The 17,843-nt window shown below is 48.9% G+C and carries 18 protein-coding genes and 1 riboswitch; all 18 genes read left to right on the top strand.

Annotated elements, in window-relative coordinates; translation table 11 throughout:
• Positions 1-536: 536 nt before the first annotated feature.
• Positions 537-2,096, top strand: a complete 1,560-nt coding sequence (locus P5G61_RS20710; RefSeq protein WP_301248304.1) for a glycosyl hydrolase family 18 protein — start codon at positions 537-539, stop codon at positions 2,094-2,096.
• Between the two features lie 274 nt (positions 2,097-2,370).
• Complete coding sequence (gene spoIIR / locus P5G61_RS20715) at positions 2,371-3,030, top strand: stage II sporulation protein R (RefSeq protein ID WP_301248305.1); 660 nt, start codon at positions 2,371-2,373, stop codon at positions 3,028-3,030.
• Between the two features lie 239 nt (positions 3,031-3,269).
• Positions 3,270-4,463 (top strand): L-threonylcarbamoyladenylate synthase, encoded by a 1,194-nt coding sequence (locus P5G61_RS20720; RefSeq protein WP_301248306.1) that lies wholly within the window; start codon positions 3,270-3,272, stop codon positions 4,461-4,463.
• A 170-nt stretch (positions 4,464-4,633) separates the two neighbouring features.
• Positions 4,634-5,194 carry a manganese efflux pump MntP gene (locus P5G61_RS20725; protein WP_301248307.1) on the top strand — a complete coding sequence of 187 codons (561 nt, stop codon included), beginning with the start codon at positions 4,634-4,636 and terminating at the stop codon, positions 5,192-5,194.
• A gap of 123 nt (positions 5,195-5,317) precedes the next feature.
• Entirely contained in the window at positions 5,318-5,890 is a 573-nt protein-coding gene (locus tag P5G61_RS20730) for a low molecular weight protein arginine phosphatase (RefSeq protein ID WP_079350321.1), read from the top strand.
• Positions 5,891-5,974: 84 nt separating this feature from the next.
• Positions 5,975-6,056: riboswitch (ZMP/ZTP riboswitch) on the top strand.
• 139 nt (positions 6,057-6,195) lie between these two features.
• Positions 6,196-6,789: a TIGR01440 family protein gene (locus P5G61_RS20735; protein ID WP_024632727.1), complete on the top strand. Its 594-nt coding sequence runs from the start codon at positions 6,196-6,198 to the stop codon at positions 6,787-6,789.
• 270 nt (positions 6,790-7,059) lie between these two features.
• A complete protein-coding gene (locus P5G61_RS20740; protein ID WP_024632726.1) occupies positions 7,060-8,307 on the top strand; it encodes a serine hydroxymethyltransferase in 1,248 nt (415 codons plus the stop codon).
• Between the two features lie 426 nt (positions 8,308-8,733).
• The gene (gene upp, locus P5G61_RS20745) at positions 8,734-9,363 is read left to right on the top strand and encodes a uracil phosphoribosyltransferase (RefSeq protein ID WP_024632725.1); all 630 of its coding nucleotides are present in this window, start codon (positions 8,734-8,736) and stop codon (positions 9,361-9,363) included.
• 38 nt (positions 9,364-9,401) lie between these two features.
• Entirely contained in the window at positions 9,402-10,559 is a 1,158-nt protein-coding gene (gene wecB / locus P5G61_RS20750) for a non-hydrolyzing UDP-N-acetylglucosamine 2-epimerase (protein WP_024632724.1), read from the top strand.
• A gap of 186 nt (positions 10,560-10,745) precedes the next feature.
• Positions 10,746-11,000 carry an AtpZ/AtpI family protein gene (locus tag P5G61_RS20755; RefSeq protein ID WP_024632723.1) on the top strand — a complete coding sequence of 85 codons (255 nt, stop codon included), beginning with the start codon at positions 10,746-10,748 and terminating at the stop codon, positions 10,998-11,000.
• Entirely contained in the window at positions 10,993-11,370 is a 378-nt protein-coding gene (locus tag P5G61_RS20760) for an ATP synthase subunit I (protein ID WP_024632722.1), read from the top strand. The genes P5G61_RS20755 and P5G61_RS20760 overlap by 8 nt, the downstream gene beginning before the upstream one ends.
• A 45-nt stretch (positions 11,371-11,415) precedes the next feature.
• Positions 11,416-12,234, top strand: coding sequence for a F0F1 ATP synthase subunit A (gene atpB, locus P5G61_RS20765; RefSeq protein ID WP_024632721.1), 819 nt, complete (start codon positions 11,416-11,418; stop codon positions 12,232-12,234).
• A gap of 78 nt (positions 12,235-12,312) precedes the next feature.
• Positions 12,313-12,537, top strand: a complete 225-nt coding sequence (atpE, locus tag P5G61_RS20770; protein WP_017691934.1) for a F0F1 ATP synthase subunit C — start codon at positions 12,313-12,315, stop codon at positions 12,535-12,537.
• Positions 12,538-12,651: 114 nt separating this feature from the next.
• The gene (gene atpF, locus P5G61_RS20775) at positions 12,652-13,140 is read left to right on the top strand and encodes a F0F1 ATP synthase subunit B (protein ID WP_079350326.1); all 489 of its coding nucleotides are present in this window, start codon (positions 12,652-12,654) and stop codon (positions 13,138-13,140) included.
• Positions 13,137-13,685 (top strand): F0F1 ATP synthase subunit delta, encoded by a 549-nt coding sequence (locus tag P5G61_RS20780; RefSeq protein ID WP_301248310.1) that lies wholly within the window; start codon positions 13,137-13,139, stop codon positions 13,683-13,685. The genes atpF and P5G61_RS20780 overlap by 4 nt, the downstream gene beginning before the upstream one ends.
• Before the next feature lie 16 nt (positions 13,686-13,701).
• On the top strand, positions 13,702-15,216 hold the full coding sequence (atpA, locus tag P5G61_RS20785) for a F0F1 ATP synthase subunit alpha (RefSeq protein WP_024632718.1): 1,515 nt from the start codon (positions 13,702-13,704) through the stop codon (positions 15,214-15,216).
• Positions 15,217-15,425: 209 nt separating this feature from the next.
• The gene (atpG, locus tag P5G61_RS20790; protein ID WP_024632717.1) at positions 15,426-16,298 is read left to right on the top strand and encodes an ATP synthase F1 subunit gamma; all 873 of its coding nucleotides are present in this window, start codon (positions 15,426-15,428) and stop codon (positions 16,296-16,298) included.
• Between the two features lie 97 nt (positions 16,299-16,395).
• Positions 16,396-17,799: a F0F1 ATP synthase subunit beta gene (gene atpD, locus P5G61_RS20795; protein WP_024632716.1), complete on the top strand. Its 1,404-nt coding sequence runs from the start codon at positions 16,396-16,398 to the stop codon at positions 17,797-17,799.
• Positions 17,800-17,843 lie beyond the last annotated feature (44 nt).

Below are 17,843 nucleotides of genomic sequence, written 5' to 3' on the forward strand. Positions count from 1 at the left end.
ATTTAAAACGTATTTCAACAGACCCTTAACCCTGCACGACAGAACAGTAATAAATACGTTAACTATGGGTATCAAACAACTCCCCCACCAGCACTCAGTCATGCTAAGTCGAATGTATTCGTCATTCGTTGGTGTACTCTTCCCTAAATCATCAGAATAAGTCAGCTTAACTGGAGATTCCTATATTCTTTATACCTCCCAGGTCAATGTTCAATAATTCATTCTTATCATAGCTTGTTTGCTATTCTACAAAATCATCTATTGGTTCTGTGCAGAACATCCGATGGCTCGTTTATTCTTCAAAGTGAAATCGATTTCAATCTAATTGTAAACGCTTACTTATGTTTTAGTTCTCTCTGATTTGAAGCAGAAAGGATGAGAAGCTATGTGCGTTAACACGTACAGGTATGGATGCACAGCGGCGTTGATGAAGGAAGAGGTGAGAATTGCAGGGCACGGCCCTCCTGTGAAGTGGGATACAACCATAGGCCACGCTGCTGAATTTAAAAATTTAAACCCCGAAGGAGCGTTCGAAAATGAATATTAATCGAGTTGGTAAGGCCCCATCGATCATAAAAGTGTTCATGCTCTTGTTTTTATCTTTTGCATTAATAGCTTCCACGATTGTCATTGGTCCTGCCAAGAAGGCAGGGGCTGCTCCACTCCCGAAGAAAATCATTGCTTATGTGGCGGGGTGGGCCAATTGGACCGCGAATGATATCAAGGCAGAGCAACTCTCTCATATCAATTACTCCTTCGCGCTCATCTCCAACGGCAAAGCGACGATTACCAATACAGATCGTACCAAACTGCAGCTCATGGTTGGACTGAAATCCAGAAACCCTGATCTGAAGGTGTTATTGTCTGTCGGTGGCTGGGGAGCTAACGGTTTCTCTGACGCTGCGCTAACGGACGCCTCACGCACAACATTTGCCGACAGTATTGTGCAGCTGGTAACCACCAATAATCTGGACGGCGTCGATCTGGATTGGGAATATCCGACTAACCCTGCCGCAGGCACAACTGCACGACCGCAGGATAAACAAAATTTCACACAACTGCTCTCGAAGGTTCGTGAGAAGTTGAATGCTCAAGGACAGATTAATGGCAAACAATATCTGCTGACCATTGCTGCCGGAGCGAGCAGCAGTTATCTGAACGGTGTGGAAATCAATAATATCACGCCTCTGCTCGATTGGATCAATTTGATGACTTACGATTTTCATGGAACCTGGGATGCAACAACAGGTCATCATACGAATCTGTCCGGAAGAGATATTAGTGTAACGTCTGCGGTCAATCTGTTCAGAAACAGCGGTGTTCCCGCGAACAAGCTGGTCATTGGCGGAGCTTTTTACGGCCGGGCCTGGACTGGTGTCCAGAATTCAAATAATGGTCTGGACAGACCTGGTTCCGGTGGATTTGAACCCGATTACAACACGATTGTCAGCCAATATTTGAATAAAAACGGATATACACGGTATTGGGACAGCAGTGCCCAAGCTCCATATCTGTTTAATGGGAATACCTTTATCTCCTATGACGACCCGCAATCGCTCAGCCTGAAGGTGCAATATGTGAAGAACAGCAATCTGGGTGGTATCATGTTCTGGGAGTACAGCAATGACCGATCGGGTGCGCTGCTTCAGGCGGTATATTCAGAGGTTACAGGTGGTGGTTCGGTGCAGCCGCCAAATCCAAGCGGGTACGCGTATTTGGTTGCACAAGCGAATCAGCAAATTGTCTCCGCCGAGAATCAGGGCAATGACCAGCTTGTCGCTAATCGGACAACGGCAGGAGACTGGGAGCTTTTTGAATGGATCACAAACTCCGATGGAACGGTGTCCCTCAAGTCCAAAATCAATAATAAATATGTCACAGCAGATGTTAATGCGGGTGGCTCCCTGATCGCCAAAGCCACAACCATTCAGCAATGGGAGAAGTTCAATCGTGTGGATTTGGGTGATGGAACAATTGCATTGCAGGCCCTCGCCAATAACTTGTATGTGACCTGTGATCTGAATAATGGCGGTAAGCTTGTAGCGAGCCGCAATTCGGTTGGCGGGGCATGGGAAGCTTTTCGAGTGAATAAGTAACTGAGAAGTAAAAGCTTCATGCCGCAAGCCAAGTTGATAACAAAAGGGTAGCCTAGAATTAGATGGATCAAGGAAGTGCCAGCCGACAAGCGTTCCATGGGCAGGCGCTTCTTTGATTTTCGTCAGACATACGGCGTGCTAACGGTTCTTTCGTTTTAAGTCTGTCCATCCTATTTAAATTTTAATAGATTTGTAATCTAGCAGGTTTACTTCGGTCTCTTCCGGGCATACTGATAGACATGAGAGAGTTACATGGGCCGAGGGGGAGAACGGAATGAGCAGAAGAATCGTGAAACAAATTGGACTTATTATTGTATGTCTTATGATGATCATAATGATGTGGGAAGGTCAGAAAACCGATGCAGCTGTGGCGGCCACAGCAATTCCGGAACAATCCATTCGCTTGCGTATTCTCGCAAACTCGGATGCAGCGGGAGATCAGCTGGTCAAACGCGAGATTCGTGACGCGGTCGTTGCTCAGATGGGTGAGTGGGTAACTGAACTGGAGAATCCGCAAAGCCTGGATGAAGCACGTGGGGTCATTCGTCAGCATTTATCTGAAATTGAGGATCGCGTGGGAGAAGAGCTTGCCAATCGTGGCTTAACCTATTCGTATAAGGTGGAACTCGGGGTTGTTCCTTTTCCAACCAAATTATATGGAGGTACGGTATATCCTGCTGGAGATTACGAAGCAGTACGGATAACACTGGGTAAAGGTGAAGGACAAAACTGGTGGTGTGTATTGTTTCCACCATTATGCTTCATAGATGCAGGCACAGGTGATGCACTTGCAAAGCCTGCAACAGCATCTGCAGCTGCCGCAGAGCCTGGGGATGCACAAGCATCTGTACAGGCAGCTACACCGGAAGCGCGTTTCTTCCTGTGGGATATGGCGGTCAAATTGTGGGACTGGGTAACGGGATTGTTTGCATAACATGTGGCTAGACATAAGCTTTATCAGGGGGGCTTCGATTCAGGGAAGTGCCCTTTTGCTTTATTATGGTTCGAGTCAAAGTCCCCGTGATGTTAATCGCAAGATAGAAGTCTGACCGCATCCTTGGACAGAGCAGATATGTTATAATTACAGGAATCAGCAATATAAGCGAAGAAGGCAGCGCGTAAGCGCGTTTTCTTGCATTAACTACCCTACTGAAGTTTAGGAATGATGGATATATGACTAGAGAGAACAAACAATTGCATCAGTCTTTCATGAATGACATGGATAAAGATGGAAGTATAGAGAAAATGGTTACGAGCATGTGGGACGTCAATATACTGGTAACCAATGAAAACACGGAAGATACGGCCAAAGGAAGTACGTATAAACAGGCCCTCGCTGACTTGCAGGATGCCGCAGCCTGTCTTCGTCAAGGGCAGACCGTAGCCTTCCCGACCGAGACGGTTTACGGTCTGGGCGCTGACGCTCGCAGCACAGCAGCGGTGGAAGCTGTATTTGCAGCCAAGGGGCGGCCTTCAGACAATCCGCTGATTGTGCATATTGCACAGCGTGACCAGCTGGATACACTGGTCACGGAAGTGAATGGCACAGCGGAGGCCCTCATGACGGCCTTCTGGCCGGGGCCGCTTACGCTTGTGCTGCCGGTTAGGCCAGGGGCGGTATCCCCGCGGGTTACCGCCGGTTTGGATACGGTGGCCGTGCGTATGCCGGACCATCCGGTGGCCTTGCAGTTGATCGCGGCGGCGGAATGCCCGGTCGCCGCGCCGAGCGCCAACCGCTCCGGGCGGCCAAGCCCGACACTCGCCGCACATGTGCGCGAGGATCTGGCAGGCCGCATCGGCGGCATCGTGGACGGCGGCCCCACCGGGGTGGGCGTCGAGTCCACGGTAGTGCAGGTCGGTGACGACGGTACCGTCACCATCCTGCGCCCTGGCGGCATTACGGCGGAACAGCTGTCCGCCGTTGCCGCCCGTGTCGCCACGGACCCGGCGCTGCTCGCCGAGGGGCCCGGTGGCGATGACAGCCCGGCGCCGCGCTCGCCGGGCATGAAGTACACGCACTACGCGCCCGCAGGTGCGCTGTGCGTGGTGGAGGGGCCGCCCGCAGCCGTGGCGGCCTGGATCAGCGCCGCCCTCGCAGAGGCGGCGCAGCGCGGGGAGCGCACCGCAGTGCTGGCGTTCGCCGAGCACGCGGAGCAGTACCGCGCCGATGCCGTGTTCTCGCTGGGCGAAGCCAGCGAGCTGGAGGAAGCAGCGCGCCGGCTGTACGCCGCGCTGCGCAGCTGCGATGAGCAGGGAGCCACATATATTGTGGCTGAAGCCTGCTCGCGCGAAGGGCTGGGAGCAGCCGTCATGAACCGGCTGCTCAAGGCGGCAGGTCACCGACTCATACAGGTCGGTAACCGATAGCCCCCTTTTCAACGGCTTCGTCAGGCACGTATTTTCTTCTCCCTCTACACACCACGACCAGCAATCTCTTTTTTTGAATGCCAGGAATGCAAAAAATCTCCTCAGGTCATGTTTAGGTCCTTGTCCGCATAAGGTGTACAAGAACCTTTACGTGACTTGGGGGTATGGGGATGTGGGATGTGTCTGCCCATGTAGGGCAGTTGGTAACCATTTTGATCATGGCAGTCGCACTCGGACTCGACGCGTTCTCACTCGGCATCGGGATTGGCATGAAGGGTATTCGTCTGAGAGACGTATTGCGAATCAGTACCGTAACGGCCTTGTTTCACATCATCATGCCGCTCATCGGCATGTATACGGGCAAATACGTCAGTTCCCTGCTTGGTGACATTACGGCGTATGCAGCTGGCGGTTTGCTGGTCCTGCTCGGTGCCCATATGATTTTGAACGCTTTCCGGGAGGGAGACACCAAACTGGTGGATCATCGCTCTCTGCTCGGTGTGATTCTGTTCTCTCTGAGTGTCAGTGTGGATTCGTTCTCCGTTGGAGTCTCGCTCGGCATGTTCAGCAGTGATTTGGTGTTAACAGTGCTGGCTTTTGGCGTATGCGGTGGGTTAATGTCCGTTATGGGTCTGCTGTTGGGTCGGCGTGTGAGCCAGAACATGGGGGATTATGGAGAAGCGGTCGGCGGAGCAATCTTGCTCGCTTTTGGACTTTTGTTTATATTTTAAAATATAACGTTAACTATAATTACAGCCTAGTGCAGTCTTCAATATATAGGTATGAGGTTCATTGGATCAGATGGAGTTTTAACATGATTCGACAACATTTGCAAAATGGGGAGGCTAACCACAATGAAACATATTTTGTTTGTATGTACAGGGAATACTTGCCGCAGCCCCATGGCGGAGGGACTTTTACGTAAACTGGCGTCTGAGCGTGGCATTCAAGTGGACGTTCGTTCCGCAGGTGTAGCCGCAACAACGGGCATGCCGATTTCCCGTCATGCGGAGGCCGTATTAAGGGATCACAATGTGGAGGGACCACCTCATTCGACGCTTCTAAGCGCGAACCTGGTTGGCTGGGCCGATCTGATTCTCACATTGACACGCAGTCATAAACAGCATGTCATGCAGGTTTTTCCTGACTCGGTACACAAGACATATACTTTGAAAGAATACGTGGAAAATGACGAGCAAGTCCTGAATGATCTTCAGGAACTGGACAGCCTGTTTGCGACATTGGAGATGAAACGTGCGCTCGGTCAGGAGATTTTGGCATCTGAACGTGAGCGGGCAATTGAGATTAGGCAGCGCATTCCGAGCTTTGACATTTCGGACCCGTTTGGCGGCAGTCGCGACGATTACAACATTGCTGCGGCAGAGATTCGGACCGCGCTCGACAGACTTTTGGACAAGTTGGAGTAATTGGAAGCCATATTAAAACGGACATGGGATGTAAATTAGTCGTTGATTTTAAACGCAGGTTGTTTTATGATGAATGGGAAAACAGGGATCCGGTGTAACTGGCGACGAAGTGGGCACAACCACAATGGAGCACCGGAACAAACGGCCGGTCGCCTGGGCAAAAGAGCAATTCTGCGTTACCCGCAGACTGCTCTTTTTTTCGTCTTTCATCTGATTATTCGCTATAATAGTACCTGAAATGCCATGCAAGAATACGAAAGGCAGCCAAGAGGAAGCCGAGCATGATTTTATCGGGAGGCGATAGGATGACTATTGAATTAGATTCGGAACAACCCGGATTGCATGAACAGACTGCATCCATACTGCGTGAACTGGCGCTTGCCGGCCAGCTTGGACCTGGACAGATTGTTGTGATCGGTACAAGTACAAGTGAAGTCGCAGGCAAACGGATTGGTACAAGCGGTGCAGTTGAAGTGGCGCAGCAGCTTCTTGCGGGTATACGCGAGGTGCAGCAGGAGTTCGGTTTTGAAGTTGTATTCCAATGCTGTGAGCACCTGAACCGCGCACTGGTTATGGAGCGTTCTCTGCTTACACGTCTTGGATTGACTGAAGTGGGTGCAGTACCTGTGCCCAAAGCAGGTGGTTCCATGGCATCCGCAGCATATCGCTCGCTGACCGATCCATGCTTGGCTGAACATGTGCAGGCCCATGCGGGACTGGACATTGGCGAGACGATGATTGGCATGCACTTGCGGCATGTGGCAGTACCTTTCCGTACAGCACTCCGCTACATTGGTGATGCCCGTGTAACTACAGCGTTGACCCGTCCCAAGTTGATTGGTGGCGAGCGCGCAGTGTATCGCATGGAAGAGCAACCGGATTCGACATTTTGTGACTGATATCTTCACTATATAAAGCCAAATTAGACTTTACATGAAAACGGAGAGTGCAACACCAATCTGAAGAAGCAATGCGTTCGCCTGAAAGCTTTCCGAAGGAAAGCTACATCGGAAGCATACGCTATCCCCGGATTTTCCCCTTACTATAAGGGAGTTCAGAAAAATCCAGGGATAACAGCGATCGGAAGATGGTGATGCAATCGAAGTCAGGAGTGTAACCACTGTAGTTTCGCTTTATAACTTCACTTATAAACTGGGAGGAATTTAATCATGGAACAATTGCGCAAGAATGACCCGGCAGTACTGGAAGCGATGAATCTTGAACTGAAACGTCAACAGAACAACATTGAGCTGATCGCATCCGAGAACATCGTAAGCGAAGCAGTTATCGAGGCTCTTGGATCTGTACTTACGAACAAATACGCTGAAGGCTATCCAGGCAAACGTTACTACGGTGGTTGTGAACATGTCGATATCGTTGAGGATATTGCACGTGACCGTGCCAAAGAACTGTTTGGAGCAGAACATGTGAATGTTCAGCCTCACTCCGGTGCACAAGCGAACATGGCAGTATATCTTGCGGCTTTGAAACCAGGTGACACTGTACTGGGCATGAACCTTGCGCATGGCGGACACCTCACACATGGTAGCCCGGTTAATGCTTCCGGCTTGCTGTACAATTTCGTGGCTTATGGTGTACAAGAAGATACGTTCCTGATTGATTACGATGAAGTGCGCAAAGCCGCATTCAAACATCGTCCTCGCATGATCGTTGCAGGTGCAAGTGCATATCCGCGTATCATCGATTTTGAAAAGCTTGCTTCTATCGCCAATGATGTAGGCGCTTTGTTCATGGTGGATATGGCTCATATTGCAGGACTGGTAGCTGCCGGATTGCATCCAAGCCCGGTTCCACATGCGCATTTCGTAACAACAACAACACACAAAACGTTGCGTGGACCTCGTGGTGGTATGATTCTGTGCCGCAAAGCATGGGCAGCAGCGATTGATAAAGCGGTATTCCCGGGTTCCCAAGGCGGACCTCTGATGCACGTGATTGCTTCCAAAGCGGTAGCCTTCGGTGAAGCACTGCAACCTTCGTTCAAAACATATGCACAAAATGTGGTGAAAAATGCACAGGTGCTGGCTGAAACGTTGATTGCTGAAGGATTGAACATCGTATCCGGTGGTACAGACAACCACTTGATGCTGATCGACACACGCAGCGTGAATATCACAGGTAAGGAAGCTGAGCATGTACTTGATTCCATCGGTATTACCGTGAACAAAAATGCCATTCCGTTTGATCCGACCAGCCCGTTTGTAACAAGTGGTATCCGGATCGGTACACCTGCGGCGACTTCCCGTGGTATGAATGAAGAAGCGATGGTGGCAATTGGTAAGATTATTGCCAAAACATTGAAAAACCCTAAAGATGCAGCGAAATTGGACGAAGCCCGTGCGGAAGTGACTGCACTGACAGACCAATTCCCACTGTACACAGACCTTAAATACTAAAAAAACTTGCACGTGCTGCTTGTATTTGAGGTGTTCTTAATGTAAACACTCAGACGGAGCAGACAGAATGAAGACGGAGAAGCGTAGCGTTCGCCTTTATCCCCGGATTTTCTCCTTAATAAGGGGGTTCAAAAAAATCCGGGGATAACAGCGATCGAAGGGTCATTCTGTTTGCGGAGCATCGCTGTGTTTACATGCATTTCATCATCTCAACGACATAACAGCACGAGCAAACAGGACCGGAAGACTCATTTTTCCGGTCCTATTTTTGTAGGATTCGGTTTTCTGTAATGATTAGGTGCCCTTTGATGGTGTAATTCGGTGTGGGTGATGATATAATATACAGGATTTATCGGGGCCTATGAATGATGATTAGGCATATTTGGTAATGCTGAACATGAAGAACATACCGGAGGGACAAATTAGATGGGAAAATTAGTAATATGTGATCACCCTTTGATTCAACACAAACTGACGTTTATACGCGATATGCGTACGAATACGAAAGATTTTCGTGAATTGGTGGATGAAGTAGCAACGTTGATGGCTTACGAGATTACAAGAGACGTTGAGCTGGAGACGATCGATGTACAGACACCTGTAGCTGCAACACAAGGTAAAGTTATTTCTGGACGTATGCTCGGACTGGTACCAATTCTGCGCGCAGGACTCGGCATGCTGGATGGTGTTGTAAAATTGTTGCCAGCTGCAAAAGTTGGACATGTTGGTCTGTTCCGTGACCCGGAAACACTGCAACCGGTAGAATATTACACTAAGCTGCCTACAGACGTAACTGAGCGTCAACTGATTGTCATCGACCCGATGCTGGCAACGGGTGGTTCTGCTATTGCTGCTATTGACGTGCTCAAAAAACGCGGCTGCACACAAATCAAAATGATGAATCTGGTTGCAGCTCCTGAAGGAGTAAAAGCCGTTCAGGAAGCCCATCCGGATGTAGACATCTACGTCGCTGCGCTGGATGATCGTCTGGATGATCACGGCTATATCGTTCCCGGACTGGGAGATGCAGGAGACCGTCTGTACGGCACTAAATAAGCATATTGCATGCTGAATAGAAAAGGGGCTTTGCTTCAATGTCCAAGAAAATTAAAGTCATGACGATATTCGGGGTGCGCCCGGAAGCCATTAAGATGGCTCCGCTTATTTTGGAACTGCAGAAACATCCCGAATCTATTGAATCGATCGTTTGCGTTACTGCACAGCATCGTCAGATGCTGGATCAGGTTCTTGAGGTGTTCGATATTCATCCGGACTACGATCTCGATGTGATGAAAGACCGCCAGACGCTGAATGAAATTACGATTCGTGTGCTGGGAGGTCTGGAGCCGGTTTTGCGTGAAGCAAAGCCGGATATCGTATTGGTTCACGGGGATACGCTGACAACGTTTGTAGCCAGCTATGCTGCGTTCCTGCAACAGATCCAGGTGGGGCATGTGGAAGCGGGCCTCCGGACGTGGAACAAGCTCTCTCCATACCCGGAAGAAATGAACCGTCAGTTAACCGGGGTGCTTGCTGATTTGCATTTTGCGCCTACGGACTGGTCGTCTTCCAACCTTGCCAAAGAAAATAAACCGGAGTCTAGTACGTATGTCACAGGCAATACGGTAACAGATGTGTTTCAATATACAGTACGGCAGGATTACACACATCCGGTACTCGATTGGGCACAGGGCAAGCGTCTTGTGCTGATGACAGCTCACCGCCGTGAATCCCAAGGCGAGCCTCACCGTAACATTTTCCAGGCTGTCAAACGGATTGCCGACGAGTTTGAGGATATTGCCATCGTGTACCCGGTGCATCCAAGTCCTGCTGTGAAGGAGCCGGCTCACGCGATTTTGGGGAATCACCCCCGTATTCAACTTATTGATCCACTAGACGTGGTGGATTTGCATAACTTTTACCCGCATACGCACTTGATTCTGACAGATTCAGGCGGTTTGCAGGAAGAAGCACCATCATTTGGTGTGCCTGTTCTCGTCCTGCGTGACACAACGGAGCGTCCGGAGGGAATCGAGGCTGGAACACTGGAGTTGGTGGGTACCGAAGAGGAACGTGTATATGAGCGGACCAGAGCTCTGCTTACAGACGAAACACTGTATGCAAGCATGAGTCAAGCTGCCAATCCTTATGGTGATGGACATGCTTCGGAAAGAATTGTCAATGCGATTTTGCATCATTTTGGTGTGAATAGTGAACGTCCGGAATCATTTCACAGAAAATTCAAAAAATAATTCATTTTTTCTGACGGATTTATAAAGGGTACAGCATACAGTTAAACTGTACGGTTTACGCGGGTTTATGGGCTCTGAGGGCCTGTAATCCCGTCGTTTTCCCCTTTAAAACACTAAAATCATTCAATTGACAAAGGCTCTCATCATTCAGTAAAATTAACTGGGATTGCAAGGGTGGCGTGGAAAATGGCCGATTCGAACAAACCAAATTCATCCCGTAACCATGATGATAATGTGTGGAAAGCAATGGGGCTCGTGACAGCTTTTGGAATCGAGATTGCCATTCTCGCTGTTGCCGGATATTACGCTGGCTCCTGGTTGGACAAGACCATCGGAGGTAACGGAATATGGATCGCCGTAAGCGTTCTCTTTTTCTTGGCGGCGGGCGGTGTAAGCATCTACTTTATCGCGAAAAAATTCATGGGGGAAAGTGATGAGTGAACTAACCAGATACCGCAGAATGATGACTGTTTTCATCATGTACTTTCTTATGATTTGTTTTCTCGCTGCGGCCTTTATGCCACGTGTGGAGACAATTGCTTTGGGACTGGCCCTGGGTACAGGAATTAGTTGGATCAATGCATTTTACCTGGGCTACAAAGTAAGGAAAATGTCGGATGATGCGGCAGAAGGTAACTTGAAGCGTGTGAACCTGGGATTTTTGACAAGAGCGGCACTCGCAGTGCTCGGTATCTTCATATCGATGCGCTTTCCGCAGTACTTCAATACATATGCGGTTGCAGGCGGTCTGGTCCTTGCACAATTTTCCTTACTGATTATAGGGATCGTCTATTCCCGCAAAGCAGAATGATGTTAGGTGCTGCAGCTTTCAAGTCGAGAAAGGGGTGAGAAAAATATGCATGAAGCTCCAATTATTATGCTTGGCGGATTTCGACTGGATCTATCGGTTCTGTTGATGCTGGTTGTAACAGGTGCACTTGTTTTTATTTTTGCTGTACTGGCAACACGGAGATTATCCGTTGAAAATCCCGGCAAGCTGCAAAATTTTATGGAGTGGGCAGTAGAATTCGTCCGCAATCTGATTTCCAGCACGATGGACATGAAGAAAGGGAAACATTTTATCTCTCTCGCTCTTTCCATGATTATGTTCATTTTTGTAGGCAACATGCTCGGCCTTCCGTTTCAGGCGGTAACCGCGGTGGATAGCGCAGAACATGCGCAGGTGTTTGGTCAACCGATTGTTACGGCAGTGGACGCGTTTGAAGAAGCGCATGCCAAGGACCCTGAAGCACACCCGCACGTTGAGCTGGCCTGGTGGAAATCACCGACAGCTGACTTGTCTGTAACGATGGGATTGGCACTTGTAGCATTCCTGGTGTCTCATGGACTGGGATTGTTCCGTAACACAAGAGGATATCTGCAACATTATCTTAAACCGTTCGCTTTGTTCTTGCCGATCAACCTGATTGAGACGGCATCCAAGCTGCTAACACACGGAATGCGTTTGTTCGCGAATATTTTCGCGGGCGAGGTACTGATTACAACGATCCTGAAGCTGACCACATTCAAAGTGTTTGGTGCCATTGCAGCGATTCCGCTATTAATGGTGTGGCAGGGCTTTAGTATCTTTATCGGCGCAATCCAGGCATTTGTTTTTGTAATCTTGATGATGGTGTACATTTCACAAAGCATCGAGACGCATGACGAACATTAAGTTTCAAGCCCTACGAAGATTTCTTCACCAGGCTGAACAATAAAAAATTCGATTTAACATTTTAAGGAGGATATACAAATGGGAGCAATGGCATTAATCGCAGCAGCAATTGTTGCAGGACTGGGCGCGTTTGGCGCAGGTATTGGTAACGGTATGGTAATCAGCAAAACGGTGGAAGGGATTGCCCGTCAACCGGAAGCAAAATCCACTCTTCAAACAACAATGTTTATCGGTGTAGGTCTGATCGAGGTATTGCCGATCATCGGTGTGGTATTGGCGTTCATGTTCTACGGTATGGCTTAATTAAATCGATACAGGTTTGGCGGGGAAGGCCATAGCCATCCGCGCCTTCTTTTTAGGTAATGTCCGTTCTAACGGATGACGTTTCAAGGATACCTCCAGGAAGGAGTGAACAGATTGAGTTTCATATGGGAAAATACGCTTCTTGCGATGATTGCATTTGTAATTTTATATTGGCTGCTTAGCCGTTATGCTTTCGGTCCTTTGTTCTCCATTATGGAAAAACGTCGTGAACTCGTGATGACGCAGATGAATGAGGCTGCTCAGACTCGGGAACAGGCCATTGCCTATGTGGAGGAACAAAAACAAGCTCTGGAGCAAGCGCGCAAAGATGCTTACGACATTATTGAACAATCCAAACAAACGGGCGGCAAACAAGCCGAATCGATTCTGGCTGATGCGAAAGCAGAAGCTAATCGTCTCAAAGACGATGCTGTACGTGAGATCGAGAGTGAGAAGAACAAAGCGGTCGCAGCGCTTCGCAGCGAACTGGGTACAGCTTCCGTTCAAATCGCTTCCAAATTGATCAAAAAAGAAGTTGAGAACGGTCCTGCACAAGAGGAACTTGTGAACCAATACCTCAATGAGGTAGGAGGCCGACAATGAGCCGCGATACGATAGTTGCCAAGCGTTATGCGAAAGCATTGTTCGAAGTTGCTCTTCAGCAACAGCAGGTACTTGAAGTTGAACAGGAACTGCGTGCGGTTGTTAGTGCATTGACCGGGGATGCTGATATTGAAAAATTTATCGTATCTCCGAACATCTCTGATGAAGCCAAGCAGAATGTGCTTCATTCAAGCCTTGATGGCAAGGTATCCAAGCCTGTCCTTCGCACCGTGCTGCTGTTGATTGAGCGCGGACGCGTTGAATTGCTTGGAGCTTTGCTGAATGATTATCTGAAGATCCAAGGCGAGTCGCTCGGCATAGCTGATGCGCGCGTCTACTCGACTTATGCATTGAATGATGAAGAAAAAGAAGCGGTAGCCCGTGAATTCGGTGGCCGTGTGAATAAAAAGATTCGTATCGAGAATATTGTTGATCCGACTCTGCTGGGCGGATTGAAGGTCGCCATTGGCGATACGATCTATGACGGCAGCTTGGCTGGCAAGCTCGAACGTCTTGAGCAGTCTTTTAACAGACGAGTACAGTAGATTGGGGTGAGGACACTTGAGTATCAAACCAGAAGAAATCAGTACATTAATTAAGAGCCAAATCGAACAATACAAGACCGATATCGATGTAGTCGAAGTCGGGACGGTTATTGAAGTCGGTGACGGTATCGCTCGTGTATACGGACTTGAGAACGTTATGTCCAATGAGTTGGTTGAATTCCCAAGCGGTGTTATGGGACTCGCCATGAACGTGGAAGAGAGCAATGTCGGTGTCGTTATCCTGGGACCTTACTATGATATTCGTGAAGGCGACCAAGTAAAACGTACCGGTCAAATCATGCAAGTGCCGGTTGGCGAAGCATTGATTGGACGTGTTGTTAATCCGCTCGGTATTCCAGTGGATGGCAAAGGGCCAATCGCAACAACGGAATTCCGTCCGGTTGAAGGTAAAGCACCAGGCGTAATGGATCGTAAATCGGTTCATGAGCCGATGCAAACAGGAATCAAAGCGATTGATGCCATGGTTCCAATCGGTCGTGGACAACGTGAGTTGATCATCGGTGACCGTCAAACAGGTAAAACATCGATCGCGATCGATGCCATCCTGAACCAAAAAGGCAGTGGCATGAAATGTATCTATGTTGCTATCGGTCAAAAACAATCTACAGTTGCACAAGTTGTGGAAACTCTTCGTCGTAAAGGCGCTATGGAGTACACGATTGTTGTAACTGCGGCAGCATCCGACCCATCACCGCTCTTGTACATCGCACCGTATTCCGGTTGTTCGATGGGTGAGTACTTTATGTACAAAGGTGAGCACGTTCTGGTCATTTATGATGACTTGACCAAACAAGCTTCCGCATACCGTGAGCTCTCCTTGCTGCTTCGTCGTCCTCCGGGCCGTGAAGCATATCCAGGTGACGTTTTCTATCTGCACTCCCGTTTGCTGGAGCGTGCTGCGAAGCTGAATGATGAACTGGGTGGTGGTTCTTTAACCGCACTGCCGTTTATTGAAACACAAGCTTCCGACGTATCTGCATACATCCCGACGAACGTAATCTCCATCACGGACGGACAAATCTTCCTGGAAGCTGACCTGTTCAATGCTGGACAACGTCCTGCGATCAACGTAGGTATTTCCGTATCCCGGGTTGGTGGTTCTGCTCAGATCAAAGCGATGAAAAAGGTTGCAGGTTCCCTGCGTCTCGACCTCGCTCAATATCGTGAGCTTCAAGCGTTCTCCCAGTTCGGTTCCGATCTGGACAAAGCGACTCAGGCCCGCCTGAATCGTGGTGCTCGTATGATGGAAATCCTGAAGCAGGGTGTGAACCAGCCTCTGCCTGTAGAACAACAGGTAGTCAGCTTGTACACAGCGGTTAAAGGATTCCTGGATGAAATTCCTACAGGTGATGTGACTCGTTTTGAGCACGAATTCCTCGCGTTCATGGAGAGCAGCCATCCTGAGATTCTTCAATCCATCCGTGATACCAAAGAATTGACTGCAGACAATGAGAATGCGCTGAAGGGTGCTATCGAGAAGTTCAGAAAGAGCTTTGCTGTCTCCGTCTAAATAGATGATATGCAGCTGCGGAGTTGTCTAACCGATTCCGCATGTCTGCATGCAAAACTTTGACGCTGTCCAAGTTTTGATAGGCTTACGAAGTAACTTTGACGTTGTCAAAGTAGGGTTGTGCTTACGATGTAGTTTTGACTTCGTCAAAACTAGTGAATGCTTACGAAGTAACTTTGACGTTGTCAAAGTTTTGAGGTGGTGAAATCATGGCAAAAGGCATGCGCGAAATAAAGCGGCAAATTAAAAGCGTACAAAGCACCAAGCAGATCACCAAAGCAATGGAGATGGTAGCTGCCGCTAAACTGCGTAAAGCGCAGGAGAAAGCTGAGGCAGCCCGTCCTTATTCGGAGAAACTGAAAGAAGTTGTGGCTAGTATTGCTTCAAGCACGCAAGGTATTCAGCATCCGATGCTGGAGAGCCGTCCGGTTAAAAAGACAGCGTATCTGATCATTACATCGGACCGCGGCCTTGCGGGCGGATACAATGCTAACGTTTTGCGTCAGGTCAATCTGACGCTCAAAGAGCGCCACAATTCTCAGGATGATTACGAATTATTCGTCATTGGGCGTAAAGGACGCGATTATTTCAGACGGCGCGAAATTGCGATGGCATCCGTTACAACGGATCTATCCGATTCACCAGCATTTGCAGATATCAAATCCATTGCACACGAGGCTGTTCAAGGGTTTGAGCTTGCTAAATTTGATGAGTTGTACATTTGTTATAACCGCTTTGTGAATGCGTTGACCCAGATTCCTACGGTAGAGCGCCTTCTTCCGATGGAGACACCTGAGGTAACTGCTGCGGAAGGACCAACGGCAAGCTACGAATATGAGCCTTCGGCGGAAGCTGTACTGGAAGTTTTGCTACCTCGTTATGCGGAAACGCTGATCTATGGTGCACTTCTGAACGGTAAGGCGAGTGAGCTGGGAGCGAAAATGACGGCGATGGGTAATGCAACCAAAAATGCATCCAAACTCATTAACGACTTGTCATTGACGTATAACCGTGCCCGTCAAGCGGCGATTACGCAGGAGATTACGGAAATTGTGGCAGGTGCCAACGCAGCACAAGGCTAACCGTTTTTTTATTAATGAAGGCTTGCAGTGCAGAGATATGAGAGAACGGAACATTATTTCTGCAAAACTAGCAGGCTTGTAGGAGGGGAACGTTAAGATGAACAAAGGACGCGTTGTGAGCATCATGGGTCCGGTTGTTGACGTCGAGTTTGATCGCGGCGGTCTGCCGGAAATCCTCAATGCCATTACGATCACTACAGTAAGCGAAAGCGGCGTAAGTGTGAATCTTACACTCGAAGCTTCAAAGCATCTGGGTGACAACCGGGTACGTTGTATCGCGATGTCCTCCACGGATGGACTCGTTCGTGGTATGGAAGCAGTAGATACAGGAGCTCCAATCTCTGTACCAGTCGGGGAAGCGACACTGGGTCGTGTATTTAACGTACTCGGCGAAGCTATTGATACTGGTGGCACTGTAGCTGCTGCACATAAAAATCCGATTCACCGCTCGGCTCCTGCATTTGATGAACTGACTACCCAGGCTGAAATGTTGGAGACAGGTATCAAAGTTATCGACTTGCTGGCTCCTTACGCCAAAGGTGGTAAAATCGGTCTCTTCGGTGGTGCCGGCGTAGGTAAAACCGTAACGATCCAGGAGTTGATCAACAACATCGCACAAGAGCACGGTGGTATCTCCGTATTCGCAGGTGTTGGTGAGCGTACACGTGAAGGTAATGACTTGTATCACGAGATGAGTGATTCCGGCGTTATCAACAAAACAGCAATGGTCTTCGGACAAATGAACGAGCCTCCAGGCGCACGTCTTCGTGTAGCCCTCACAGGTCTGACCATGGCGGAATACTTCCGTGATGAAGAAGGCCGTGACGTGTTGCTCTTTATCGATAACATCTTCCGTTTCACCCAAGCAGGTTCAGAAGTATCTGCCTTGCTCGGACGTATGCCTTCCGCAGTAGGTTACCAACCAACGCTGGCAACGGAAATGGGTCAACTGCAAGAACGGATCACTTCGACTAAAAAAGGTTCTGTAACGTCCATCCAGGCCATCTACGTGCCTGCGGATGACTATACTGACCCGGCTCCAGCAACGACGTTTGCCCACTTGGATGCAACGACGAACCTGGAACGTAAAATTTCCGAGATGGGTATCTACCCTGCGGTAGATCCGCTGGCATCCAGCTCCCGGATCTTGTCCCCTGAAGTTGTAGGCGAAGAACATTACAACGTAGCTCAAGGCGTTAAGCGCATCTTGGCTCGTTATAATGAATTGCAGGACATTATTGCGATTCTGGGTATGGACGAGCTGAGTGAGGAAGACAGAGCGCTCGTTTACCGTGCTCGTAAGATTCAACGTTTCTTGTCCCAGCCATTCCACGTTGCTGAAGCATTTAACGGTATTCCGGGTAAATACGTTCCGGTTAAAGAAACGGTGCGCAGCTTTAAAGAAATTCTCGAAGGCAAGCACGACGATCTTCCGGAAGCAGCTTTCCTCTTCGTGGGTACGATTGAAGAGGCAGTGGAGAAAGCTAAAACACTGGTATAATCTGAATCCAGGATTGTCCTTATGAAGCGAGCTATCGGATAGTT

Source organism: Paenibacillus vandeheii, from assembly GCF_030433635.1.
Classification (GTDB): Bacteria; Bacillota; Bacilli; order Paenibacillales; family Paenibacillaceae; genus Paenibacillus; species Paenibacillus vandeheii.

Coding starts and splice junctions, on each gene's coding strand:
- P5G61_RS20710 (WP_301248304.1), top strand. CDS start 537: ATGAATATTAATCGAGTTGGTAAGGCCCCATCGATCATAAAAGTGTTC.
- spoIIR (WP_301248305.1), top strand. CDS start 2,371: ATGAGCAGAAGAATCGTGAAACAAATTGGACTTATTATTGTATGTCTT.
- P5G61_RS20720 (WP_301248306.1), top strand. CDS start 3,270: ATGACTAGAGAGAACAAACAATTGCATCAGTCTTTCATGAATGACATG.
- P5G61_RS20725 (WP_301248307.1), top strand. CDS start 4,634: ATGTGGGATGTGTCTGCCCATGTAGGGCAGTTGGTAACCATTTTGATC.
- P5G61_RS20730 (WP_079350321.1), top strand. CDS start 5,318: ATGAAACATATTTTGTTTGTATGTACAGGGAATACTTGCCGCAGCCCC.
- P5G61_RS20735 (WP_024632727.1), top strand. CDS start 6,196: ATGACTATTGAATTAGATTCGGAACAACCCGGATTGCATGAACAGACT.
- P5G61_RS20740 (WP_024632726.1), top strand. CDS start 7,060: ATGGAACAATTGCGCAAGAATGACCCGGCAGTACTGGAAGCGATGAAT.
- upp (WP_024632725.1), top strand. CDS start 8,734: ATGGGAAAATTAGTAATATGTGATCACCCTTTGATTCAACACAAACTG.
- wecB (WP_024632724.1), top strand. CDS start 9,402: ATGTCCAAGAAAATTAAAGTCATGACGATATTCGGGGTGCGCCCGGAA.
- P5G61_RS20755 (WP_024632723.1), top strand. CDS start 10,746: ATGGCCGATTCGAACAAACCAAATTCATCCCGTAACCATGATGATAAT.
- P5G61_RS20760 (WP_024632722.1), top strand. CDS start 10,993: ATGAGTGAACTAACCAGATACCGCAGAATGATGACTGTTTTCATCATG.
- atpB (WP_024632721.1), top strand. CDS start 11,416: ATGCATGAAGCTCCAATTATTATGCTTGGCGGATTTCGACTGGATCTA.
- atpE (WP_017691934.1), top strand. CDS start 12,313: ATGGGAGCAATGGCATTAATCGCAGCAGCAATTGTTGCAGGACTGGGC.
- P5G61_RS20780 (WP_301248310.1), top strand. CDS start 13,137: ATGAGCCGCGATACGATAGTTGCCAAGCGTTATGCGAAAGCATTGTTC.
- atpG (WP_024632717.1), top strand. CDS start 15,426: ATGGCAAAAGGCATGCGCGAAATAAAGCGGCAAATTAAAAGCGTACAA.
- atpD (WP_024632716.1), top strand. CDS start 16,396: ATGAACAAAGGACGCGTTGTGAGCATCATGGGTCCGGTTGTTGACGTC.